The sequence below is a fragment of the Microbulbifer maximicatervae (SeqCode) genome, assembly GCF_056231245.1.
Genome location: NZ_CP174334.1, coordinates 5,159,887 through 5,184,490 on the forward strand (window position 1 = coordinate 5,159,887; position 24,604 = coordinate 5,184,490).

Below are 24,604 nucleotides of genomic sequence, written 5' to 3' on the forward strand. Positions count from 1 at the left end.
AATTGCCTCTTATGTGCGTCGAACTCCAGTAGAATGCGTACTAACTAAAATTTGACCAATTCAGGTCAGGGAACGGGGTAGAGGGTACCTGTGAAAGTCTCGAGTAAAAACAAGCTGTTATTCATTGTATTGTTAGTCGGGGTGGCTGTTATTGCTGCGGTGGTTGTATTGAAACCGAAGCCGGAGGAAAAACCGCCAGAGGTGGTGGTACCGCCAATGGCCGATGTTCTCTATATAGAACCCAGTCGCCAGACACTGTTGGTACCCAGCCAGGGAACCGTCCATGCCCGCCATGAAATCGATGTGATCGCGCGAGTCGGCGGTGTGATCGAAAGCGTCGATGAGGCATTTGTTCCCGGTGGCTTCTTCAATAAAGACGCCCGTTTATTGCAGCTCGAGCAAGCAGACTATCGCTACCAAGTCACTCGCGCGGAATCACAACTGGCAAATGCTAAGTCCGCCCTTGCTCAGGAGCAGGGCCATGCCAAGCAAGCTAAGCGCGAGTGGCGTGACCTGGGATCTGAAGCTGCCAATGCCCTGTTCCTGCGCAAACCCCATCTCGAAGCTGCCCAGGCTGCAGTGGAAGCCGCGAGAGCTGACCGCGACCAGGCAAAGCTGGATTTGGAGCGCACATCACTCAAAGCCCCCTTTGCAGGTCGTGTAGTTGAGACTTTTGTCGACCTGGGGCAGTACATTACCCCCGGCACTCCTCTGGCAAAAATTCACAGCACTGGTATCGCTGAAGTCCGCCTCCCTCTGACTGACCAGCAACTGGCCCTGCTCGATCTTCCCCTGGGTAAAACTATTGAGAATGGCCCCGCTGTGCGCCTGAGAGCTGTTGTCGCTGGACGTAAACACGAGTGGCGTGCACAACTGGTGCGAACCGAAGCGAGTATCGATCCCAACAGCCGCTTTATTTTTGCTGTTGCCCAAGTGCAGAAGCCCTATGAAGGGGATGTACCGCTGATGAATGGCCTGTTTGTTGAGGCAGATATTGCCGGTAGAACCTTTGATGATGTTGTGGAGCTGCCCCGTCAGGCACTACATGAAGGAGATCACTTGTTGGTTCTGAATGACGAGAGCCAGCTGATCTACAAAACTGTTGAGCTGTTACAAACCATCGGTGACAGAATCTGGCTCCGCGGGGATATTGCTATGGGTGACCGAGTGATTGTTTCAAGCTTGGGCTACTCCCGTGAGGGTATGGTACTTACCGCTAACCCCCTCAATGAGCGGCCAGCGGGCCTGGGGAGTCTTCCTGAGGATTCAGCAGATCCCTCTACAGTATCCGCTGCTGGTGATGCCGGTGGTGTTAGCAATGCTTCCCAGGGAGGCAAGTAATGAGCGGAATCATCCCTTGGTTTGCGCGCAATAGTAAGGCGGCAAACCTGCTGATGATTATGATTATCATCGGCGGATTCTTTGGTATATCTGGTATCGACCGGGAAGTATTCCCAACGGTGCAGCTGGGTATTGTCGATGTGGATATTTCCTATCCTGGTGCCGGTCCTGCTGAAGTAGAGCAGCAGGTAACTGTACGTGTTGAGGAAGCAATCTCCGAAGTAAAAGGTATTAAGGAAGTGAACTCCGCTTCCCGGCGGGGCCATGCTTCTATTGAAGTTCAGGCGATGGATGGTTACGACGAACTGCGACTGCTCAACGATATTAAGGTGCAGGTGGACAGTATCAGCACCTTTCCGGATGGTATTGAACGTCCTGTTATTCGCTTGATCGAAGCTAATGCCGAATTAATGATGATTGCTATCGGCGGTCCGGTTTCCGAGCGTCAGCTCAAGGAAACCACTCTTGACCTACGCGACAAACTCAACTTGATTCCGGGTGTGCGCCGCGTTGATGTTTGGGGTGATCGACCAGACGAGTTATCTATTGAAGTTTCCGAGCTGGATTTGCGTCGTTATAACCTGAGCTTTAACCAGGTTGCCGACGCGGTGCGCCGCTCCTCCCTGGATTTGCCTGCCGGCATGGTGCGCTCGGATCGCGGTGATATCCAGGTTCAAACCCGAGGCCAAGCCTATACCGCTGAAGACTTTGAGCGCATCCCCGTGGTTAGCCGTGCTGATGGCTCTGTATTGTTACTGCGTGATGTAGCGACAGTACGGGATGGCTTTGAGGAATACAACAACGTTATTCGCTTTAATGGCAATCCTGCCATGAACCTCCGCATTATTCAGGGCGAGCCCCTGGATGTGGTAAAAACGGCAGAGCGAATCAAAGATTTCCTAGAAGAGACTCGCGAGCAATTGCCTCCGGGTATGGAACTGGATATCTGGTTCGACTTCTCCAAGGCATTTGAAGGCCGCATGAATCTGCTGACTACCAATGCCCTGAGCGGTTTTGCCATGGTGTTTGTCATGCTGATGCTGTTCCTGCGCCCGGCACTGGCCATGTGGGTAACCGTGGGTATTGTTGTCGCTTTCCTTGGTGCTTTCTGGCTGTTGCCGGTGACCGGCGTCAGTCTGAATATGCTGTCGCTGTTCGCTTTCCTGTTGATACTCGGGATTGTGGTGGATGACGCCATTATTGTGGGAGAGGCCGTGCATGCTGCCCACGATAGAGGTGAATCTGGCTTAGCTGCGGCCGAGCAAGGAGTGAAGCAGGTAGCTTCGCCGGTAATTTTTGCCGTGACTTCCACCATGGTGTTCTTTATTCCCATGCTGTTCCTGCCCGGTGTCACCGCACAGATGATGCTGGCCTTGCCGGTGGTAGTATTGCTGTGTCTGGTGTTTTCACTGGTAGAGTCCCTGTTAATCCTGCCGGCTCACTTGGTAGGCATGAAGCCTGAGAAGCCAGCCAAGTCGACACTAGGAATTAAATTACAGAAAGTGCGTGGGCGTTTTGCCGGCACTATGAAAACTGCTGGCGACAAGTATTACTTGCCGCTGCTGAAGAAGTCCCTCAGCAATAGCCGCACCACAGTAATGAGCTTTATGTTGGCGCTTGGTTTGTCGATCGCTGTTTTTCAGAGCGGTTATGTGGGCTCTTCATTCTCCCCCCAGGTCCCCTCTGATTTATTGCAATTGCGAATTTCTATGGCCTCTGGTGAGCCTTTCAGTGAAGCTGAACGGGTAATGGAGCAGGTACTTAGCGCAGCTGATAAGTTGGAATCTGATGAGGGAATGCTGGAGCAGAACAAGGGTGAGCCTTTCTTGGAGAACTCCTTGGTTTTCAATTGGCGAGGCAACATCTATGTAACCTTGCAGCTCATCGATGGAGAGATGCGTGATGTTACTTCTGAATCTTTGGCGCTGCGTTGGCGCGAATTGATTGGCGAGCTGCCGGCTAGTGTCGAAGATATGAATATTGATGCCACTATTAACAATAGCGGCAATGGTATGAGTCTAAACCTGAGCACTGCCTCGGGGGATATGGAGGAACTGCGTGCTGCGGCTGACCTAGTTAAGGAAAAGCTGGATAGTTATGTCGGTGTTTATGATGTGCGCGATAACCTGACCAGTGCCCGTCGCGATATTGAAATCCAGCTGAAGCCTTACGCCACCACGATGGGCATTAACCTGTCAGATGTGGCCAGGCAGGTTCGCCAGGGTTTCTATGGTGAGGAGGTTCAACGTATCCCACGTGGTCGTGAGGATGTTCGCGTAATGGTTCGCTACCCCATGGAGGAGCGCGCCAGTGAAGAGCAGATGGACCGTATTCGTATCCGTACCAACGATGGGGAGGTACCCTTCTCAGCGGTAGCTGATGCGGTTTATGTGCCAGGCTACACCACGATTCGCCGCAACGATCGCGAACGCACAGTTCGGGTAACCGCTGAAATAACACCGAATACTTCCAGCACGCAGGATATCCTTAAGGATATGCGCGAGACCCTGGTACCTGAACTGGAGCGCCAGTTCCCCGGCTTCTCTCTCAGAACCGCAGGAGAAATGCAGGAAGAAGAGGAATTTAATGGCGCTATCCTGGCCTTCTTTGTGCTGTCTTTGTTCGCTATTTACGCATTGCTGGCGATTGCCTTTCGCTCCTACTCTCAGCCGCTATTGATCCTCACTGCTGTACCTTTTGGATTCTTCGGTGCCTTAGTTGGTCATCTGTTAATGGGGCACAACATCAGCATTATGTCGATGCTCGGCTTCCTCGCAGCGGCGGGCGTGGTTGTGAACGACAATCTGGTATTGATGGATCGTATTAATCAGCTGCGCGCTCAGGGTATGGCGGTGATGGATGCGGTAGTACACGCGGGCCGGGATCGTTTCCGCCCGATTATCTTGACCTCGATTACTACCTTTATCGGTCTGGTACCGATTATGTTTGAGCGTTCAATCCAGGCCCAGTTCCTGATCCCGATGGTGATCAGCCTGGCATTCGGTGTTCTTTTTGCGACGGCAGTGACTTTGATTCTGGTCCCCAACCTGTACAAAGTGATTGAGAAGTTACGTCCGAAGCGTAAAGCCGCAGCGCAAGAGGATGCCCCGGTCTCATTGGAGGCGGTGTAGCGTCGAGTACCTGGCGCAAGGGTGGATCGTCTCCACCATTGCGCCTATGGGGTATAAATGCCTAAACTAATTGCCAACAAAACGCCGACATTCCTGTCGGCTTTTTTATGGTGTTTGAATAGGATTCTCCCATGCGCATCCCGCGTATTTTTTCCAAGCAGCCTCTGGCTTCCGATCAGGAAGTAGACCTGGATGAGCTGGCTTCCCGTCACCTGGTAAAAGTACTTCGCCTGAATGCGGGTCATCCATTAGTTCTTTTTGACGGCAATGGTGGTGAGTACACGGCGGAGTTGATTGAGACCGGTAAACGCGCACGCGCACGCACGAGAGGGTACTGTGCAGAAGATCGCCAATCACCGTTGGCACTGACCCTGGCGATCGGTATTTCCCGTGGCGATCGTTTCGATTGGGTGATACAGAAAGCTACAGAGTTGGGGGTGGCGGCAATACAGCCACTGTTCACCGAACGCTGTGAAGTGAAGCTGTCCGGGGACCGCTTACAGAAAAAGCTGGGTCACTGGCGTCAGATTGCTATCAGTGCCTGTGAGCAGTGTGAGCGCAACCGGGTGCCGGAGATTGCCGAACCGATAAAGCTGGCGCAGTATTTACAGAGTGAATCTGCTGAAGCTGAGCCCCAAGCCAAGTTGGTACTGCATCACCGCACCGAGCTGGATCTGCGCCAATGGCAGGCGGAGCGCGGTACACCGGAATCCGCCCTGCTACTGGTAGGTCCAGAAGGCGGGCTATCGCAGGTGGAAATCAATGCGGCACTGGCGCAGGATTTTATGCCTCTGCGTTTGGGACCAAGGGTGATGCGCACTGAGACAGCGCCGATAGCGGCATTGTCGGTATTGCAATTTCAATGGGGTGATTTGTAAGTCACTGAAGGATTGGCCGCGAGAGTATTCAGGGAGAGAAGAGCATGATAAAAGCATTTATCTGGTTGTTGGGCATTGTCATCGTTGTGTTATCACTGGCGATTATTGCCAAGCCGAAGCTGGCCAAAGCCTCAGCGAACGGCTTAACGAAACCGGCTATGCCCTCTCCGCCTGGGCGCGAATTATTATTGGCCTGATCCTTTTACTAATTGCAGACACTCGCCACTGGTATATTTTGTTCAATGCCCTCGGCGTACTGGTGCTATTGAGTGGTGCCTATATGCTGCAAATTGGTTTTGAGCGGGGCAAAGAATTAGCGGTTAAAATTTCCCGTGGCAATGAAAATTTCCTGCGTATTAGCGGCGTCATCGGTGTCATCCTCGGCCTGATGCTGCTCTCTGCGCGTTAACGATGTAGGTTCCCATGTCTTCTACCGATTTAATTATTTTTGACTGTGATGGTGTGCTGGTAGACAGCGAGAGCATCGTCTGTCGCATATTGGCAGAAGAAATGAATCGCCTGGGCTTGCAGACCACCGCCGAGGAACTGGACGAGCAATTCAGCGGTCGCCCGGCCAGGGACTGCTTGGTGGAAATCGAGAAGCGCTTTGGCGGACCACTACCGGATAATTATTTTGGCAATACGGAGCGGCGTATCCGCGAGGCGTTCCAGCAGGAATTACAGCCGGTTGTGGGTATTGAAGGCCTGCTCGACCAACTGCAACAGCTGGGTCTGCGCAGCTGCGTGGCTTCCTCGGGCTCTCACCAGAAAATGCAGCTGACACTGAATAAGACCGGTTTGTACGATTATTTCGACGGGCGGATTTTTAGTGCCGACGATGTATCCCGGGGCAAGCCCTGGCCAGAGCTATTCCTGCACGCAGCAGATGCCATGGGGGTGGCGCCGGAGCGCTGTCTGGTAGTGGAGGACTCCATTGCCGGTGTCTCTGCGGCCGTCTCTGCAGGTATGCGCGTGGTTGGCTACAGTGCCCATCCAGTAAGGGGTCCCCAGCTGGAACAGCAGGGTGCCCGGGTAGTCACAGACATGATGGCAGTTCTCAACTTTATTTAATGGCCACAGTGGCCGAGACTTCCGGTTGATCAGCGCTTTCGCTGTTCTACACTGAATTTGACGTCGAGAAACCGGAAGCTGTACCTATGGCGGGTAAATTCTTGTCTGCCAGTTGCCTATTCTTATTGGCCTTTACTCTGGTGGGCTGTGACCAGTCCGAATCCCCAAAGAAATATACGCTCGAACCTGTCGATGGAATACAGTCAGGTGACAGTGAGAAGACTGCCCGAGCAGCGGCCCCCTTTGCCGATGAGCTGGTGAGGTTTTTACGGGGAAATAACCGGTCCATCGGGGACACATTCCGCCTGCGCCTGGAGTTCGATCCCGGCGGTTTTGCCCCCCGCATAGAAACCATTGCCGATCTGGAAGCCTTGCTGGTGATCATGCGCGATTTTTCAGAGATGCGAATCTCCATTGAGGGGCATACAGACAGTGGCGGCGATGCGAAGAAGAATCTCAGCCTGTCCCAGCGCAGAGCGGATTGGGTAAAGCATTTCCTAATAGAGCGAGGCGTCTCCGCTGACCGTATGGAAGCCCAGGGCTACGGCGATACTGATCCGATTGCGGATAATGAGACAGAGAAAGGCAAGCGGGAGAACCGCCGCCTGATGATCCGGGTACTAAATTTTGATCGTGTTCCCAGCAAACTGCCGAGGCGCTAACCCCGAACAGTTTGCTGGCGAAGAAGTCGCTTAGAGTAGTGTCTCAGCTAGAGGCATTACCCAGTTCCTCACTGGAATTTACCGGCGTCTTTGGGGCTTGGTTGGAAAATATTTTCTTCATTAATTTTCCAGTTTGACGCAATCCAATAATACTCTGCGCTGTGAGCATACCGGAGATCATTGCACCGGCTACGCCGCAGCTCATCACATCCTGCCCTGTAAGGTAGAGCCCTTTGACCCGGCTTTTGGGTCTCAGCCAGGATTGCTCAAAGCGGTTGGGATCGTGATCCAGTCCGTAGATCTCTCCCCGTGGGTAGAAGCAGAAATAATCCGTGGATAACGGGGTTGAAAGCTCGTAGTAATCAATTTCCCCACGCAACTGCGGCATGTGCTTATACAAATGCTCCAGCAGGCGCTGGCTAAATGCCTCCTTCAGGTCCTCGTAATCATCTCCTCGCTTGCCCCAAGGCTTGTCGTGCCACTGGGCAAACCAATCGTAGTTGGCCGGTGCCACAATTTCGATAGTGGCGCGGCCCGGGTAGCGCTGGGTAAAGGTGGGGTCTTTCGCAGACGGGAACGAAATATAGACTAGCGGTATTTCCTTATCCTGATCGTCGATAAAGGCCTGCATATCCTCTTCGTACTGATCGCTGGAATAGATCCAGTAATTGGTCTTGGGCAGGTTTAATTCTTCCGCTGTTTTTTCCAAGCCAATATACAGACACAGGTGAGACATGGAGCGGTTGACGGTGTCCAGGTCGCGGATATATCCCATGCGCTCACTGGTACTGCGCGGTAACAGCTTCTCGAAGGTATTAAATACCCCTGCGCCGGAGACAACTAATGGTGCTTCGATTTCATGTCCGTCGGACATTCTTACACCGCGAACCTGATCCCCATTCATCAGGATGGTTTCCACCTTGGCATAGGTAAATACATCTCCACCACTGGCCTGGATTTGGGGAATAATCGTTTCGGAGATTTTACTGGCGCCGCCGACAGGATAGTAACCGCCATAGAGATAATGCTTGGCGATCAGGGCGTGAATAATAAAGCTGCCCTCGGATGGGGTCATGCCATTATCACCCCACTGCCCTGTCAGCACAGAGATCAGCTTTTCATTGCTGGTGATTCCACTGAGAACTTCGCGGGTGGTTTTATTGAGCCAGGCGGGTTCGCGCAGCTTTCTCCACAGGCGAATAAAAGGCCCACACCAGGAGGGCAGCATTTTTTCCATTGCCAGTCGCTGCATGGCTTTGGCAACCACATTCAGCCGTTGCAGGTACTCCTCGATATTCGCGCGCTCATCGGGGAAGTGGCTGACCAACTCATCGATAAATTGCTGGCGGCCGGCTTTCAGGTCGTATTGTTTATCGCCAATACAGATGCGGTCATAGGTGCTGTCCATTGGCGCCCAGTGCAACTGGTTATTGGAAATAAAGTCGAAGATCTTGCGGGTCATGGTGGGGTGTTCGCCCACATCGCCGATATAGTGGACGCCGACATCCCACTCATAACCATTGCGGTCATAGGCGTGGGTGTATCCCCCGGCAGTGTAGTGTTGCTCAAGGACAAGTGCTTTCTTGCCCATGGCACTGAGCATCGCAGCACAAGTCAGACCGCCAATGCCTGAGCCGATGATAATGGCGTCGTAATTGCCTTCCAGGCGGCTCGGGCGATAGCGCCGACCAATACGCAGCCGGCTTGGTTTTGGGGCACTGCGCTTCTTCTCAGGGGTCTCTGTCATGATGGCCTCGCCACTATTGTTTTTATTCCTCAACCATAGCGCCCCCTATCGAGCTATGCAATAAGTTGCATATTAATATTCTGTTTATCTATTGTGCACTTTTATATGTTTCGTATACAATTTATATATAAAGTATATCAAGGTTAGGGTTATGGGCATCGTCAAGATATCCGATGAGCTACACGATGAGATTCGCAAGGCCAGTACGGTGATGGCCCGTTCAATTAATTCCCAGGCGGAGTACTGGATCAAGATTGGGATGCTGGCGGAGCTGAACCCGGAATTAAGCTACAGCGACTTGTGTAAGAAGTTGCTGCGCAATCAGGCATTAACCCTGGAAGAGCTGATACGTGAGTGAAATAAAAATAAAGACTCCTGATGAGCAGGAGTTAATGCGCCAATCGGGCCAATTGTTGAGTCGTGTATTTGCCATGCTGGACGCCTTTATTGAACCGGGGGTCTCGACAATGCAAATTAATGAGCGGGTAGAAGAATTTATTGTCAATGAACTCAATGCCCGCCCCGCCAGCAAGGGGCAATATGATTATCCCTACGCTCTGAACACCTCAGTCAACGAAGTAGTCTGTCACGGCATGCCCAGTGATAAGCAGCTACTGCGGGAGGGAGATATCATCAATGTGGATATTACCCTGGAGAAATCTGGCTATATTGCGGATTCCAGCAAAATGTATAGCATCGGTACCGTGACCCCTATTGCCAGAAAACTGGTAACCACCTGCTATGAAGCTATGTGGGCCGGTATTGCCACGGTAAAGCCGGGAGTTACTTTTGGTGATGTCGGCAATGCAATCCAGCGCCATACCGAGCGCAACGGCTTCAGTGTCGTACGGGAATATTGTGGCCACGGTATTGGCCGGGAAATGCATGAAGCACCTCAGGTTCTTCACTTTGGGCGGCCTGGTTCCGGTGAAGTTTTGCAGGAGGGAATGACATTTACCATTGAGCCCATGATCAATCAGGGAAATCGTAAAACCAAACTCAAGAAAGATGGCTGGACTGTAGTAACTAAGGATAAAAAGCTATCGGCCCAATGGGAGCATACGATTTTGGTAACTTGTGACGGTTATGAAGTGCTAACGCTTAGGGATGAAGAGAGATCTTCTAAGATTAAATAGCGGCCAATTAGTGATCGTTAGGTAGATAGCAATGGGTAGCGAGACACTTTATATTTTCGCTACCCACTGTTTTCAATAGATATTTTAATCCAGGCATGCAGGTTCTGCTGCGGTAAACGTGTTAAAGACCCAAGTATTGGTGCCGCTGCAATCGCCCGGATCGGTATCATCTTCCAAATCGTAAGGTGAGTTATTGAGAGAGGTATTTCGAACAATCTTGTTAAATTCACTACCCTCGATAAATATACCAATTCCTCCCTCGCCATTATCCTCGACAGTATTTTGAGTGATGAGAGTACTTGAAGTAAATCTAATTGGAATTCCTAGGCCGGCATTTCCGGTTACAAGATTGTTTGAGACTGTAGAGAAGTCAGCTTTATCTCCCTCATCGCCTTCCCCTACGGCAATTCCATCATTTAAGCCATCGGTAACAATATTTGAAAATACATTGGTGAACTGTCCATTCACCTCGATACCCTGATTGCCGCTACCACTGATATTATTAAAAGTTATACTATTAAACATTCCCCTTAATTCAATACCTGAATTGTCAATATTGGTAAGGGTATTTCTAAGTACTATATTTGAATTCCCCCTAAGCTCTACACCATCCCCACTTTGAGTTGTAGAAAGGGTGTTATCTCTTATAACTGTATTATTAGTTTCTACATAAATTAAATCACCAAACATATCAGTAAGGTTCATAGAATAAATGACATGCCCTCCCTCCCCTTCAGCAACAATACCTCTTCCACAACCGGTGATCGAACCATCAAATACCTGCGCGCCAGTTCCGGTAAGAAGTATTGCTGCGTCTGCTTGATTGCTCTCATCAATACAGGTGAGTTGATAACCATCCATATCAAAAATTCCAGTGGGGCCATCTACGGTCAAAACTATCTGGTCTGGCTCTGTGACTTCACAAATAAGATCCTCTGTCAGTGTGGTTGGTGAAGTAATCGTATCACCACATTCAACGGCGACTGCTGAAAGTGGAATAAGTAATCCAGAAAATATAATCGTTACGTGAAATTTACATTTTTTCATCAGGATGTCTCGCGAAGTGGATTTCTAAATAAAGGTGGTTTGCACGATTTTGCTATTCGCAAAATTTATAGAATTTTAAATTGATTTAATCTTTCCTGGATAATATTCAAATGAAATCTGTTTTCTAATTCTTAGAAGAATTCTAGATTTGATTGTGATCTTTATTAATTTACGCGCCAGGTTTTGCTGGTGTCATCATTAGATAAAGCTATTCGGCGCCTTTGGAAGTTGGCAGCGGTGCCAGTTCGCTATTGGCTTGACAGATCTGTACTTTCTCAAGATATACTGTATTTTTGTACAGTATTATAGGTGAGTTGTTATGCGCCCCAGAGTTATAGTTTTTGATAATGAACCCATAAGAATTTGCCGCTATAGGTCCAGTTATGACAGCCGCCCTATGTACGCGATTAGTATTTTGAACTATGAAAAGTACGTACGTCGGTTTTCTGTTGCTGTGGGAGTGGATTTGCGCAAGGAATTGGAGTTAACCTTGTGTCAGATGAGAGGGATCGAGAGTAATTTAAGGTGGCTGTCCGAATATACTGAAAAAACCAGTTCAGCCGGATAAGTGGGAGGCTCTGGGTGTGTAGTGTCTTTGATGTCAGTGGTCATGCGGGTATGGAACGCTTTCTCGATACTTATGGTATTCGGGGTGCCGGGCATATGATTTACGGTAGACGCCGGAGGCCCACCCAGCAGGTGTCTATTGTAACTACACGGAATGGTGCTGCTGAAATAGAAAATGCCATTTGGCATCTCTACCTTGAGAGGCATGGTGATACTTGGCGGCCCCATAAAAAATACTGGTCCATCAACAGTAATTGGAAAAAACTGGACTCCAGGCCGGAATATCGCAAGTCCCGCTGCTTAATTCCCGCTACAGCCTGGGTGGAAAGCCAAGGTGGCAAGCACCCGGTGGAATTCAGTTATGGTGAGCCTTTTTTCTTTTGTGGTTTGTATAAAATCTGGGGAAATTTACTCAGTTGCTCAATCATTACTTTGGACTCCCACCCAGCCACTAAGCGCTACCATGAAAAGTCACTTCCCATGATTGCGCCCAATCGCCCAGATTTTGTAGCGTCCTGGTTAAATTGTTCGGGGGTGACAGAAGATTTTAGCCCTTTCTTAAAACCATCCATTGAGTACTCGGGGAAAATATTGACAGCCCACCCTTTGCTGCGGGCAACTTCGACTGAGTATATCGATGATCCTATCCCCGTAATTGGATAATTATTTACTTTTTGATACAGAGCAATCTAAATTATATTTCCTGCGCAGCGTATCAATTAGCTTCTGCCTTGAACTTATACTTCTTTCGTGAGGCGCAAAATATGCGCTGGTTTCATCTAGAAGATCTACATAACGATTAAGCCGATGTATTTGTTTTTGGTTTAAATTATCTTGAGCAAGAAGTGCATTGATTTCTGTGCTAGACAGCTCCTTTGCTGCTATATCTTCTGGCAGGCCACTGCGAGTACATAATCCATAAGTCCCCTCAATAAAGTGTTGCCATTCCTCTTCGATATGTTGAGAAATTCCGGATGAAAATTTTGGGTTGCTGGATTCGTATCTTAAATTTTGCAATTGAGCTATTTTAGCCATATATCGATTAGCAAAGCATTGATAAATAGAGTTAAAGTCTTGCTTAGCCTCTATGATACCAATCCAGCTGGCGTAGCCTTTTGCAAAGTACTCAACTGCCTGTTTTTCGGAGTGGGGTCCAAAAAAGGATTCACAGTCCCATTGAATATTAAGCTTATAAGAGGGCTTTGGCATAACACCCTCATCCTGGTAGCGCTGCAATTGTAGTTCGCTGATTTGAGTAGCCTGAATAAGCTGTTCTTTGGTCAGGAAGTGTTTATCCAGATAATTAAGCAATTTCACTGAATGTGCTCCAAGGTAGAAATCAAATGAAATTCTAGCGCCTGGAGCACTTAATACTTCGATGTGAGCCGAAGCATCTTTTCCCTTTTAACAGGTCTTGGAGAAGTTATTCCTGCAGGAAGAGAATATCCGTTCTAATAATATATTTGATTCCTCGGGTGATTGGAGTAGAGCTGTGAATTCTGTGTAAGGGATGCATTCCATGAGGGAAGCACAGTACGGCCCCGGCAGGTGTGCGGACATCGATGTCTAATAAAGAGTCTCGGCTGGGTTGTTTTAGGGGGTCATCTGCATTCACCCTGAATCGGGTTGCACCACCTTCAAAATCTTCACTCAGCAGTACTAAAAACGTCATTTCACTATAGCGATCGGGGTAGCCATTGGTGATCAACTGGTTGTTGTCAATGCGGCTACCGGGCCAGGCGCCATCGGTGTGGAACTGGAAGAAATCTCCCTCACCATAGCGATAAAAGCGGAAACGCCGATTGATGCCGACAGCCTCTCTTCCACCAAAGTAACCATTTAAGTCCTGCGCCAGGTCTCGGCATCGCTGCCAGATCAGCCGCTCTGTAACCTCGTCAACCACCCAGGTCAGGTTGTCGTTATGGCGGACCTCCCGGGGCAGGGAGACGGCTGCATCCGGTGAATAACCCACCGCTTCAGTGATATCAATGAGCCGTTGGCATTCCTCTTTTGAAAAGACATTGAGCAATTGGAAGGCTCCGGGTACCTCGGCGATATCTCGTCGTGAAACCGGTTGCGGAGCTTGCTCGGCCAGGGCCGCCGGGTTTTTACTGCGAGTAGCCCAGGTAGGTAGGGCCGGATGTTCTGCTCCAGGTTCGCGAGCGATAACAAAAAAGTCATCCAAGTGGGTGACAGTATCAATACTTTCAGTCGTGGACATCTGCTGTACTTCTATAGAAAAACTTTTAAAAGACTTAGCGGTTTAAAACGGTAATTTGGGCAAACTGCCGGTGCCCTTCAGCTCCACCGTGGAAGCCAAAGCCACTTTGCTTGGCGCCCACCCAAGGTGACCCGCCGGCGCCCTGGTTGATGCCAATCATTCCCGCTTGCAGCTGGCTGGCGACTTGCTCGGCCTGTTTGCTTTCACCAAACACAACCGCACCGAGACCGTAAACAGAGTTATTGGCCCGCTCGACCACATCGTCTACTGAGCTAAAGCGGTCGATGGCTACGATAGGCCCAAAAGTCTCATCATCTTCCACCAGCATGCCCGGTCGAATACCGCTGATAACTGTGGGCGGAATAAACGGCACCTGTGGATCGCGCTCCCCTAGAAGAAGCTTTGCGCCTTTATTCAGGGCATCGTGGATATGCTCCACTACCTTTTGATGTTGGCGGTGATTAACCAAGGGGCCGATATCCACCTGTGGCTCCTGCCACCCGCCGACACGATATTGCTTCGCTAATGCCACCACGGCATTTTCGAATTTATCGGCAATTTTTTCGTCCACATAAATACGCTCTGTGGAGGTGCACATCTGGCCAGAATTCTCAAAACTGGAGCCAACGGCAAATTGTGCAGCCTGGGGAATATTGGCGCTCTGCAACACGATCATCGGGTCATTGCCACCCAATTCCATAACCAGGCGTTTCAATGCCGGAGCGGCATTGGCCATAATTTTTTGGCCCGTTGTTCGCGATCCGGTAAAGGCGACCATATTGATGGGGGATTTCACCAGGGCTTCACCGGTGGCGCCATCGCCGTGAGCAATTTGTAAAATGTCCTGAGGCAGGGTTTGATTGAGTGTTTTCACCAATAAGTCAGCGACCAATGGCGACTCTTCTGAAGGTTTTAAAATCACAGCGTTGCCGGCGATCAGCGCGGGAACAATCAGGTTATTGGCCATGGCCAGTGGATAGTTCCAGGGGGAGATAACCGCAACAACGCCCAGTGGCCGATATTGAATTTCGCTACCGCCACTGCGTTTTGCCCGCAGGGCCTCTCCGGCATCCCCCGCTAACCAGGCACCGCCTTGGACTACGCCGCCGGCTTCATACTGTGCACGCCGGGCATCTTTGCCCATTTCACGGCTGATAAGTTGTGCCAGCTCTCCCTCTTCCGCATTCAGTTTTGTGTAAGCCTGCTGAAGTAGTAGTACCCGCTCCTGAAGAGATTTACTCGACCACACTCGCTGCGCTTTGTGGGCTTTCTCCACCATGTCCTGAATATCTTGGGGCTTGCTGACAGGTAACGATCCGATGGCCTCTCCGGTTAGTGGATCAATCGATCGAAGTATATTTTCCATAATGGGGTCTCACTTAATCCGGCCACTTTATTGAGTGGCCGGGTGTTTTCTTAAAAGCGTTGGTGTTATTGGTCAAACAGGACAATAGTGCGAATTTCCAGGCTGGTTCTGCGTGGTGCCCCTGCACTTCCCGGCAGGTCGAAAGCGCAGTGGGGAACACCGGTTACATCACCTCGGTGCTGGCTATCGAAGACCCGCAGTAAAATGCCTTCGCCGGGCTGCATGTCGCTAAACCAAATCCAGCGGTGAACCGGGTTGAAACTCAACACCGAAATCTGCCCTTTTCGCTCTGGGTAAATTAATCGCATATTGTGGAAATCACTGGCGGCGACAGTGCGCAGGTCCACCATTGCCAACGGTGACTCCTGCACCGGGCGCAATAGGGGTAGCCAGAGATTAATAAACTGGTAGCGCGGATAATCTGATGGCTTGTACCCCCGGGCCTCCAGGGTTTCCTTTAGCTGGCGCTCTGCGGACCAGGGTGTGTAGTCGTTGTGCACCAATTTCACCGGGGATCGGCGACTGCGGCTCATCTCCGGTGTCGCATCAGTCGATGGTTGGGCTCGTAACGTGTGGTCAAAGGTCAGTACCTTTGCTGCACCCAGGTGAGCGCCTATCCAGGATTCAATAGCTGGATACCATTGGGTGCGAATCAACTGGTCGCGCTCCTCAGGGCTGGGGCTACTCCCTGAGGGTTGGTCCAGCGCGTGTAGCGCATCATCCAGCTGGCGCAGGTTTATGCCGAGCATAGGGCGTACCAGCTCAAATCCCTGGGTATCGAGACGAAAACGCTCCCCGGCGGTTTTCAAGGCGCGACCATCGTAGATGTGAACCTGCTGGGAAATAACATTCTCGACCAGATTGGCAGGCCCAGGGCCCTCTGAACGCTTGTCGTACACCAGATCGCTACTGGGATCAGCGTAGTGAATAATTGCTGTAACTAATTGATCCTGAAAGGAGGATCGGGCTGCGGTTTGCATAGTGAACTCTCCCCCCACCGAAGTGGATGCCATACGGGCCAATCTACCCACAATGCTAGGGTTACGTGGATACAATGAAAATCAAGTAACAGTTGTGAGTGATACAGGTTTGAGCAGAAATCATCGGGCGAACCCACTGGAGAGGCTGGAGTTACGTCAACTTCGCTTAATGAACGCTATCTTGCGGGAACTGAACTTATCCCGGGTGGCTGACCAGCTGGGTGTGAGCCAGCAAACAGTCAGTGAACAATTGAAACGCCTGCGGGAAATCTTTGATGACCGGCTTTTTATTCGCACCAGCAACGGTGTTATTCCCACCCCCCTGGCCGAGCGCCTGGCTCCCAAATTGGATGAGATCCTGAATAATGTCGCGGCGCTTCTGCGTACGGATGAATTTGATCCGGCACAGCATCGGGGCATCTTTACCATCAGTGCAACGGACTTTGAGCAGCGGGTGGTATTGCCTGTTCTCCTCAACCAACTGCGTCAGCAGGCTCCAGATATAAAAGTCGTGGTGCTTAAGTTGGAGATTGATCGCATGGCCCAGCAACTGCAAACCGGTGAAGTGGATCTGGTGTTTAGCACGCCGGGATTTGTGCCGGATAACAGTCCCAGCATGTTGTTGTATCGAGAGCACTACGTCTGTGTATGTTGTCAGCACACCGATATGCTGCACAGCGCCAATCAGCCTTTGGAAATGGAAGAGTTGGCGGCATTGCCACAGCTGGTGGTATCACCTTCCAGGGGAGATCTGCGGGGCATGGCGGATAGTTGGTTTGAGCAGTTTGGTTTGGAGCGCAATGTGGTGCTGTCTGTCCCCTCTTTTGCCGCCGCAGCCGAGTGCATTGCCTCTACCAATACCGTTGCCTTTTTGCCCTCGCGACTGTTGCCTGATCCCCGACTAAAAACACTGCCTATTGTCGAACAGCCCCCGGGATTTGATGTAATTGCCGCCTGGCATACCCGCAGCAGTCAGGACCCTTTGCACAAGTGGATTCGCGCCCTGTTAGCACAACAATTTCCCAGTAATTAAGGAGCCTCTGAATAACTTCGTGATACCTCTGCAAGCCCCGAAGGGCGGGCCTTGAAGGCCACAGCTGCTGCGTTGCAGCCCTTGCAAAGGGCTAGAGCCATTCGCGGCAAGCTGCGCCTAACATCTGCAGCCTTCAAGACCCGCAGAGGCATTACGGAGTTGCTCAGAGGCTCCTTAGCGAGGGAGGTAGCGCTGCTAAACTTGAGCATTCCAAGTGTTCAGGTAGTGGTCGCCATGCGTGTAGCATTTTTTCTGCTGATATTTTTGAACTCTTCTGTTTACGCTCATTCCGATTTTACCGAGCAAATGGGTATCCCCCACTTATTTGCCAAAGACGCACTGGTTGAGGAAATTAAAAAAGTGGATTGCACCCTCTCTGAGGGGCGCAAGACCCAATGCTGGATGATTGTGGTAAAGGCTGAACCCAAACATAAAATGGGGCCCTGGTGCCCACACAATGTTGTCGACCCAATTACGTCTGGCGGCATGATGTTTATCAAGCAGCAGATAGTGCCGATTGATGGACCTTTCGTTAAAAATGTTGCGACCTTTTTCTCTGATCCAAAATGGAGCCTATATGATCCTAAAACTGGGGCGATAAAGGTTACCGATTCGAAGCAGGCTTGCGAGATGGCCGCGCGGCCTGATGTGGCGTCGCAATACAACAATTACTGTGTGGAGTGCCTGGCCAGCTATATGGGCCCGGATTTTCATACCCGCTACCTGATTCCTGTACAGCCTGCCAAGGCCAAGTCAAAGCAGAATCCCGATGGTTTTTCCGGTTATGGAGTCGCTTTTAATGGGGTTAAATTTGATATCGCCGCGCCTATCGGCGCAATTTTAGGTGCACACACCTTAGCGCCAGTGGATGCCTGTGGTGGTCATGTAAACCCCCATGTGGGCTATCACTACCACGCTGCCCTGGGTTGCAGCCAAGCCTACCCGTCTGCCGCAAGCCATGCAGCGATTGTCGGTGTCGCCATAGATGGCTACCTGATCTATACGCGGGAGAATGCCGATGGCCGCGAGCCCGATGACCTGGACGAATGCCGTGGCCACGAGTTTGCCGACCTGGGCTACCACTACCACGCCAACCTCGCTGCAGAAAACGATATCCTGCATTGCCTAAAAGGGGAGAGAGGTTGTGCCCTGGCCGGCAATCAAAGCCAGTGCGATTTCTCCCACCGGGGACCTCCCGGACCACCCAGGCGTTAACTCAGGCCCAATTGTTGCTTTAAATAGTGAAAGATGAAGAGAGCCTCAGCGCTCTCTTTGGTATTGATATCAATAAATGGCGTCGAATAACTGTCTTATAAGCCCAGGACTTGATCTGACCGTCAGGTTTCCTTAATGGCCCTGGGAGATAATGCCTCTAACTATTTCAGGTAATCCGGAATACCAACAATGAGCAATGGTACAAATTTCTATCTGATCCGAATGGTGGAATCCCTCGGTGTGCTGGTGCGCACTCGCCTGTGGATGCAGATAGTGGTCGCCATGATCCTGGGGCTAACTGTCGGCCTGCTGCTATCTCCTGAAGGGGCCGCGCTGGTGAGCCAGGATCTCAGTGCGGCATTGGCCAGCTGGTTTAAGCTGCCGGGCTCCATCTTTCTGAATATGATCCAAATGGTGGTGATACCGCTGATTATGTCTTCAATCATCCTGGGGCTCAGTGGCAGCGGGAATGTCAGTCAGCTTAAACGGGTCGGGCTGCGCATCGCTCCCTACTTTGTCGGCACTACCACTGTTGCGGTGATTATCGGCATTATCCTGGTCCAGTTGATCCAACCCGGCGACTATATCGATGAGTCCCTGCTCAGCGCCGCCACTGAGTTACAGGTTGCGAGCGCCCCCCAGGTGATGGAGACCAAACCGCTTCCCGAGCGTATTGCTGAATTGATTCCCGCCAACCTCAATGAAAGTATCGCCATGCGCAATATGTTGCAGCTGGTGGTCTACGCGATTTTTATTGGTGTTGCAGTGATGCTGTTGCCGCAAAAGCAGCGGGAAACCGCAGTATACGCTTTTGGCATTATTCAGGAGGTGGCACTTAAGGTAGTTGGTTGGGCCATGCTGTTTGCGCCCCTGGCCGTATTTGGCCTCCTGGCAGATATTGCTATTCGCGTGGGTCTCACTGCAATTCTGGGAATGTCTGTGTATGTGGGCACCGTGATTCTGGGACTACTTATTCTTCTCAGTTTTTACTTGATAATTGTTTCCCTGGTGACCTCCGTCGGCCCGATCACATTTTTGCAGAGAATTAGCGGAGTGCAGCTGCTGGCATTCTCCACATCCAGCTCTGCTGCGGTAATGCCGCTGTCAATGAAAGTTGCAGAAAGTCCCCTGGGAGTAAAACCATCCATCGCCAAATTTATTGTGCCCCTGGGCGCTACTGTGAATATGGATGGCACAGCGCTCTATCAGGTAATCGCTGCGGTGTTCTTAACCCAGGTATATGGAATCGACCTGACAACCGCGCAGTTAGTGGGGCTGACAGTGACTACCGTTGGCGCTTCAATTGGCTCTCCCAGTACGCCGGGCGTCGGTATCGTAATCCTGGCGACAATTCTGGCCGGTATTGGTGTACCGCCGGAAGGTATTGCGCTGATTCTGGGGGTGGATCGGATTCTCGATATGTGCCGTACCGCTGTGAACGTCACTGGTGATCTGACAGCCTGTCTGGTGATGGACCGCTTGTTGGGCAGCGACAACCTGGAGGAGGAAGCCGCCCAAACGGCCTGACTGTTAAAGTGATGGCTTAAATGAGGGTTCCCGGTTTCTATTGCGGCATAACTAGAATTTCCAGAGTACGAGGGTCTTTTTGACCTTCGTAGTATTTCTCCAGGATTGTATTAAACAAAGTTCTGCCCTCTTCTGCCAATGCAAATAAGGCCATAGAATATTTCATCTTCAAATCTTAATTACTTCTAGTGTATCTAAAGGAAGCTTGAAATAGAAAAAATTGGCATATGTAAAGTATGGTTGATCTTTATGATATGAAAAAACAAATATAAATTATTTAATATCGTTCCAGTCTTTATATTTTTATAATTTTTCTGATTGAAAAATATGTAGAAATACTAAAAGTAATTTTTAGAGATAAAATTCCAAGTCTGTTCATACAGTAATTGATGTCCCTTGGGGTTTGCATGGAGGCCATCCTCTGAGAGAAGGGTAATAAATTCCTGGTCTCGCCATAAATTGTCAAACTCCAGTATGGGGATCATTTCGGCAGTGGCAGATTCTCTCATAGCTTGGTTATAAAGGTCCGCATCAGCCTGATAGAAATAGCTATCACTATTCCGAAAGGGAGTAGTTCGTTGCTCATCGAACGGAATACCTGTCATTAGGAAGGACGGCGCGATGGTTTTAGAAGTTTGTAACAGCTGTCGCACTGTTTGACGGAAAGAGTCCAGCGCTACAGAGTTCTCAGCCTTTGGTCCCCCAATACGGCAAATATCATTGAAACCAGGATATATCCCGATTAAGTGTGGACTTCTTGGAGGCAGTTCTCGGGAAAGTCTTATGGCTAAAGAGTTCGCGTTCTCTCCGAATATTCCCAGAGCGTAAACTATATTATGGGGATCTAAAGTTTCGAACCGAAACCGGAATCGTTGAACAAATCCGCCTAGTTCTGTATCACCTTTTCCATAGATAGAACTGGAGCCAATAAAGACAATTTTTTTGGGGACTCTTCGTGCCATAGAAAGTCACTAATTTGACTGAACTTTGGATTTTATTTGCCGTTACCATTATAGACAGCGACCAGGTCCGGGTTGTAAGCATTAGTATCAAATCGTGATTTCTAAAAATTGAGAGTCCAAGGCTGGGGTAGGAATAGCCTTGTTAAAAAACAAATAGAAATTGAATGGAGAGAGTTCTAAGGTGGGCAGAAGATTTACAGTTTCTTTGGGGGTAAAGAGGTACTTATCTGTTCAGCTTTTAATGGTGAGGGCAATTTAATACGGGTAGGGTATTAGATTCTCTGGGTATGGATACTACAGCTTGTACGCCAATATAGTGGTTCAGATAATGATTACCATCCAGCCTTTCGATCATAAAAAAGCCCCATCCTTGTGGGCAACTAATGTTGGACAGGAACTTTCAGTATCTCGAAAGTACGAAGGTCCTTCTGTCCTTCATAGTATTTTTCCAGCACTTCATCAAATAGCTTATTTTTGGGATCGGCGATAGAAAATAGCGTCATGGATGATTTAAGTTTTACATCATCCGGTGAGCCAAATATCTGGTAGGCGGAGTAATTATTCAGTTGCAATAACTCCTTGCAGCACTCTTTGAGCCTGGGGCCGAGCACAGGGTGCTCCAGGTAAGCCCGGGCTTCATCCAGGTTTTTAATTGCAAAATGTTCGGATGTCGCGCTGTGCCCCAGGCCGGAGATCTGGGGGAATATATACCACATCCAGTGGGAGCGCTTATGGCCGCTATGTAACTCACTCAGGGCACTTTCATAAGAGCTTTCTTGCGCCGTCACAAAACGCTCAAGGTGAAATGGTTGGGCCATGCTTTGATTCCCTTTATTCTTATTCCTTTGCAGGCCCAAGGTTAGCAGTAATAAGGATGAATGCGAGAGGATGAACTGCCTGACGGCTGAACTTCCACCAATTAATGGATATTCATCATAATCTCAGCAAGGGCAGGATCAGCAAGCACACAGACGAAAATTGCGACGGAAGTCAATGGATACTTCTGTGCTATAAGGAAAATAAGTAATAACAGTATTATAAATATAACGTACCTTTATTAAGGTGGCATTACCTGGAGAGTGCTCAGTCTATATTTTTGCACCTAGTTTTTTGATGGAATAATTTTACAAAACAGCTATTAATTTATTCCAAGGAAAGTGAAGGTAAAATGAAGAAATATTTGTAATTGAGGAAAGTCTATTTGTGTTTATGAATGGATTTTCTGCAAATTACCTCAAAGGAGAAATATGAGATGACAAAGTCCGAGTACGACTCAGTTGCACGACAAGTCATGACGAAGAACTACGAGACTTGGCTCGCTAAAGATCATGATGGATGGAGAAGCACATTCCATGATGATGTTACCTTCATTATTGAACCGGAAGGTGCCTTCACAATCCCTTGGTGTGGAGTTTATGTTGGATTTGAAACGGTGAATACATTTAATGCGGTTATGACAGCATGTATGTTGTGGGAACTGGATAAAATATATTATGGAAATTTCAAGCCAAATTCAGCTGACCCAGAAAATAGCAATTTATGTGAATTGGATGTAAATGTGATTGGGATATTTGCTCCAACAGGGAACAAGTTTGATTTTTGGATGCACTATTATGTTGAGGCACGTGATGGGGTTTTATATAGATTATTAAAAACCTTCGATGTTAATGATGTGTCAAGACAATTTTGGGGGAGTTCACAGCTTCCAGTTGGCCAGGCATTGGATGTATTAAAAATTAAAAAAATGTCGAGTAAGGACGTTCCTTTGAGTATTGCATCTGTTTTAAGTACAGGCTGGCAGTAATTGTAAGAAACATAAAAATTCAACTGTCTTGATGTAGATATTTATTTATTTGTTTTTCTTGAGTTTGGTTAATAAGCGTAATTAGTAAGGGAAGACTACAGCTGGTAGGACCGGAGTTCCTATCGACCAAAAGGGGGGATCTGTTATCAACTGCGTAAAGCTAGTAATACAAAATTTATAACCTCAAAAAACCCGAATATTCTCAGAAAAATAACATAATTGTTGGGGCGGCATCCCTCAACAATCAGTTGAGAGTTGCAACGCAATACTGACTTTTAGGGGGTAGTCCTGGGTAAGCATAAATTTACGGATCTTAGAATTTGGAATTTTTCACCTGCATTCTTCTCTTGGATATGAGGATCAATAGAAATTCTAAGGATCTAATTCGGCAATGTTTACCAGAGGATGCTGACTTTTCTTAAAAACAAATTTTTAGGTAAGTAACTTTATTTTAAATTTTTATTTTGGTTCAAATAAATATGTTAAGAATTGCTTTATGATATGTCATTTTTTTAAATTGGCTTGATATTTAATGTGTGTAAGTATAGATGTGTAATTTTAACTTGTCAGATGTAGGTGATTATTATTTTTGGAGTCAAGATTGATTGGTGTATTGTAAATCCAAGTTGAAAATAATGTGTCCATTAGTTTTATTGATTAGGTGCAGAAGAAGACTAGCCTATAAAATTTACTTTATATTAGTTCTATTTTTTTGGAGTGTATAATATTATTTTCGTCGTTTAAATCTGAATAAATATATCTACCAGTTTCTGGTTTGAATGCTGGGATAGGTCTTCTGTAATCGACGTAGGTTATTCTCCACTGTGCTTTTGTTTGACTGTGATCATATAGAAGATGGAGTAGCATTGAGCTCGATAGTATAGATTAAAGAAAGCCTCAATCGTGGGGTAGAGAAAGTGGTAGGGATATGCCGTCAAGTGAAACGATAGCACCACTTGTAATCAATAAAAACTCTCACCAATAAAGAAGTGTTAGCTTTTTTGATGTCAGTAATCTGGTACTATGTCAATTGTTGTATTGAAATTAAAATGGATCTTTATGGCTAAAGAATTAAGTAGCCTTCTCGAAAAGAGGGCTAATAGTGGGTATTTTAAGTATCATTTTCCCAGGTTTGAAATTCTATTTGATACAGTCAGCCATTATCATAAAGATGGATTTCGTATCTTAGATATTGGTAGGTCTGGCTTTACTGAAGCTCTGAAAAGTAAATTTCAAAATGTGGATACATTGGGTTTTGAGCGAGAAAATGCCAACTCTACTTCCCGTCATTTTAATTTTAATTTAAATGATTGTAGGGATAGATCTTTATGGAGAACAGACATTCCTAAATATGATATAATAATATTTTCTGAGGTTATTGAGCATTTATGTACTTCTCCAAGTCAGGTTTTGAGTTTTCTCAAGACTCGGCTAAATAAGGGAGGGGTTATTATAATTCAAACACCTAATGCCGTAGCTTTACATAAAAGGCTACAGGTTATATTTGGTAGAAATCCATATGAGTTGATTCGAGAGAATTATAATAGGCCAGGACATATTCGCGAATATACCAAAAAAGAGTTAAGTTCTTATTTGGTGGGGGCCGGCTTTAATCTACTAAAGTTTAGATATGAAAACCATTTTGATTATAGGTTTTCAGATCATTCAAAAAAAAACGTCCTCATTAAAAATGATAAAAGGAGGGTTTTCAATGTTATCTCCTCGATCCTCCCTGGGCCGCTCAAGCCAGGTATGTTTTTTGTTGCTCAAAATCCTTGAATGCAAAGAATAAATTTGTCTGGAATTGATTGCCGGAAAGTTGCCGCTAATGTGATTTGAAGGCAAGGGCGCTAGCTGGGGAAGTACTATTCAAAACTGTATTCAGGGAACCGCTTTCTTTTAGTGTTTTTAAGTTG

23 protein-coding genes are annotated in these 24,604 nt (G+C 48.3%); 14 read left to right on the forward strand and 9 right to left on the reverse strand.

Going from position 1 to position 24,604, the window contains the following annotated elements; translation table 11 throughout:
• Window positions 1–90: 90 nt before the first annotated feature.
• The 6 genes from ACJJIS_RS22585 (at window position 91) to ACJJIS_RS22610 (ending at window position 7,083) form a co-directional block, all read left to right on the forward strand.
• Complete coding sequence (locus ACJJIS_RS22585) at window positions 91–1,341, forward strand: efflux RND transporter periplasmic adaptor subunit (protein ID WP_475709137.1); 1,251 nt, start codon at window positions 91–93, stop codon at window positions 1,339–1,341.
• Window positions 1,341–4,472: an efflux RND transporter permease subunit gene (locus ACJJIS_RS22590; protein ID WP_475709138.1), complete on the forward strand. Its 3,132-nt coding sequence runs from the start codon at window positions 1,341–1,343 to the stop codon at window positions 4,470–4,472. The genes ACJJIS_RS22585 and ACJJIS_RS22590 overlap by 1 nt, the downstream gene beginning before the upstream one ends.
• 131 nt (window positions 4,473–4,603) lie before the next feature.
• Window positions 4,604–5,350, forward strand: a complete 747-nt coding sequence (locus ACJJIS_RS22595; RefSeq protein ID WP_475709139.1) for a 16S rRNA (uracil(1498)-N(3))-methyltransferase — start codon at window positions 4,604–4,606, stop codon at window positions 5,348–5,350.
• Window positions 5,340–5,759, forward strand: a complete 420-nt coding sequence (locus ACJJIS_RS22600) for a hypothetical protein (RefSeq protein ID WP_475709140.1) — start codon at window positions 5,340–5,342, stop codon at window positions 5,757–5,759. The genes ACJJIS_RS22595 and ACJJIS_RS22600 overlap by 11 nt, the downstream gene beginning before the upstream one ends.
• 14 nt (window positions 5,760–5,773) lie before the next feature.
• Window positions 5,774–6,421: an HAD family hydrolase gene (locus ACJJIS_RS22605; RefSeq protein WP_282930693.1), complete on the forward strand. Its 648-nt coding sequence runs from the start codon at window positions 5,774–5,776 to the stop codon at window positions 6,419–6,421.
• 86 nt (window positions 6,422–6,507) lie between these two features.
• Complete coding sequence (locus tag ACJJIS_RS22610; RefSeq protein ID WP_444906891.1) at window positions 6,508–7,083, forward strand: OmpA family protein; 576 nt, start codon at window positions 6,508–6,510, stop codon at window positions 7,081–7,083.
• A 43-nt stretch (window positions 7,084–7,126) separates the two neighbouring features.
• On the opposite strand, the gene ACJJIS_RS22615 is transcribed toward ACJJIS_RS22610, so the two are convergent.
• Window positions 7,127–8,830, reverse strand: coding sequence for a phytoene desaturase family protein (locus ACJJIS_RS22615; RefSeq protein WP_444940421.1), 1,704 nt, complete (start codon window positions 8,828–8,830; stop codon window positions 7,127–7,129).
• Window positions 8,831–8,981: 151 nt separating this feature from the next.
• On the opposite strand from ACJJIS_RS22615, the gene ACJJIS_RS22620 reads away from it, so the two are divergent.
• Together ACJJIS_RS22620 and map are read left to right on the forward strand one after the other, a co-directional pair.
• Window positions 8,982–9,188, forward strand: a complete 207-nt coding sequence (locus ACJJIS_RS22620) for a ParD-like family protein (RefSeq protein ID WP_444915195.1) — start codon at window positions 8,982–8,984, stop codon at window positions 9,186–9,188.
• Entirely contained in the window at window positions 9,181–9,966 is a 786-nt protein-coding gene (gene map / locus ACJJIS_RS22625) for a type I methionyl aminopeptidase (protein WP_444934471.1), read from the forward strand. Before ACJJIS_RS22620 ends, map begins: the two co-directional genes overlap by 8 nt.
• Window positions 9,967–10,050: 84 nt before the next feature.
• Here the strand turns inward: map and ACJJIS_RS22630 are convergent, their stop codons facing one another.
• A complete protein-coding gene (locus ACJJIS_RS22630) occupies window positions 10,051–11,013 on the reverse strand; it encodes a right-handed parallel beta-helix repeat-containing protein (protein ID WP_444906893.1) in 963 nt (320 codons plus the stop codon).
• 582 nt (window positions 11,014–11,595) lie between these two features.
• On the opposite strand from ACJJIS_RS22630, the gene ACJJIS_RS22635 reads away from it, so the two are divergent.
• Window positions 11,596–12,243 carry an SOS response-associated peptidase family protein gene (locus ACJJIS_RS22635; RefSeq protein ID WP_475709141.1) on the forward strand — a complete coding sequence of 216 codons (648 nt, stop codon included), beginning with the start codon at window positions 11,596–11,598 and terminating at the stop codon, window positions 12,241–12,243.
• On the opposite strand, the gene ACJJIS_RS22640 is transcribed toward ACJJIS_RS22635, so the two are convergent.
• The 4 genes from ACJJIS_RS22640 to ACJJIS_RS22655 all read right to left on the reverse strand — a co-directional run bounded on the left by ACJJIS_RS22640 (window position 12,244) and on the right by ACJJIS_RS22655 (window position 16,147).
• The gene (locus tag ACJJIS_RS22640) at window positions 12,244–12,897 is read right to left on the reverse strand and encodes a DUF6058 family natural product biosynthesis protein (RefSeq protein ID WP_475709142.1); all 654 of its coding nucleotides are present in this window, start codon (window positions 12,895–12,897) and stop codon (window positions 12,244–12,246) included.
• Window positions 12,898–13,003: 106 nt separating this feature from the next.
• Window positions 13,004–13,801 carry a prolyl hydroxylase family protein gene (locus tag ACJJIS_RS22645; protein ID WP_475709143.1) on the reverse strand — a complete coding sequence of 266 codons (798 nt, stop codon included), beginning with the start codon at window positions 13,799–13,801 and terminating at the stop codon, window positions 13,004–13,006.
• A gap of 34 nt (window positions 13,802–13,835) precedes the next feature.
• A complete protein-coding gene (locus ACJJIS_RS22650; protein ID WP_444895712.1) occupies window positions 13,836–15,167 on the reverse strand; it encodes an aldehyde dehydrogenase family protein in 1,332 nt (443 codons plus the stop codon).
• Between the two features lie 65 nt (window positions 15,168–15,232).
• The gene (locus tag ACJJIS_RS22655) at window positions 15,233–16,147 is read right to left on the reverse strand and encodes a CmcJ/NvfI family oxidoreductase (RefSeq protein WP_445360855.1); all 915 of its coding nucleotides are present in this window, start codon (window positions 16,145–16,147) and stop codon (window positions 15,233–15,235) included.
• Between the two features lie 94 nt (window positions 16,148–16,241).
• Here ACJJIS_RS22655 and ACJJIS_RS22660 point away from each other — a divergent pair, with 94 nt between their 5' ends.
• From ACJJIS_RS22660 to ACJJIS_RS22670, 3 genes are all read left to right on the forward strand, one after another.
• Window positions 16,242–17,180: a LysR family transcriptional regulator gene (locus ACJJIS_RS22660; protein WP_475709144.1), complete on the forward strand. Its 939-nt coding sequence runs from the start codon at window positions 16,242–16,244 to the stop codon at window positions 17,178–17,180.
• Window positions 17,181–17,231: 51 nt separating this feature from the next.
• Window positions 17,232–18,395: a YHYH protein gene (locus tag ACJJIS_RS22665; protein WP_475709145.1), complete on the forward strand. Its 1,164-nt coding sequence runs from the start codon at window positions 17,232–17,234 to the stop codon at window positions 18,393–18,395.
• Between the two features lie 189 nt (window positions 18,396–18,584).
• Window positions 18,585–19,922, forward strand: coding sequence for a dicarboxylate/amino acid:cation symporter (locus tag ACJJIS_RS22670; RefSeq protein WP_475709146.1), 1,338 nt, complete (start codon window positions 18,585–18,587; stop codon window positions 19,920–19,922).
• Window positions 19,923–19,959: 37 nt separating this feature from the next.
• Here ACJJIS_RS22670 and ACJJIS_RS22675 read toward each other — a convergent pair whose 3' ends face one another.
• The 3 genes from ACJJIS_RS22675 to ACJJIS_RS22685 all read right to left on the reverse strand — a co-directional run bounded on the left by ACJJIS_RS22675 (window position 19,960) and on the right by ACJJIS_RS22685 (window position 21,702).
• A complete protein-coding gene (locus tag ACJJIS_RS22675; RefSeq protein WP_475709147.1) occupies window positions 19,960–20,088 on the reverse strand; it encodes a DUF1810 family protein in 129 nt (42 codons plus the stop codon).
• 172 nt (window positions 20,089–20,260) lie between these two features.
• The gene (locus tag ACJJIS_RS22680) at window positions 20,261–20,884 is read right to left on the reverse strand and encodes a GDSL-type esterase/lipase family protein (RefSeq protein WP_475709148.1); all 624 of its coding nucleotides are present in this window, start codon (window positions 20,882–20,884) and stop codon (window positions 20,261–20,263) included.
• A 380-nt stretch (window positions 20,885–21,264) separates the two neighbouring features.
• Complete coding sequence (locus ACJJIS_RS22685) at window positions 21,265–21,702, reverse strand: DUF1810 domain-containing protein (RefSeq protein WP_445362793.1); 438 nt, start codon at window positions 21,700–21,702, stop codon at window positions 21,265–21,267.
• 434 nt (window positions 21,703–22,136) lie between these two features.
• Between ACJJIS_RS22685 and ACJJIS_RS22690 the strand changes: the two genes are divergently transcribed.
• Window positions 22,137–22,688: a nuclear transport factor 2 family protein gene (locus ACJJIS_RS22690; protein WP_475709149.1), complete on the forward strand. Its 552-nt coding sequence runs from the start codon at window positions 22,137–22,139 to the stop codon at window positions 22,686–22,688.
• Window positions 22,689–23,747: 1,059 nt separating this feature from the next.
• On the forward strand, window positions 23,748–24,467 hold the full coding sequence (locus ACJJIS_RS22695) for a methyltransferase domain-containing protein (RefSeq protein WP_475709150.1): 720 nt from the start codon (window positions 23,748–23,750) through the stop codon (window positions 24,465–24,467).
• Window positions 24,468–24,604 lie beyond the last annotated feature (137 nt).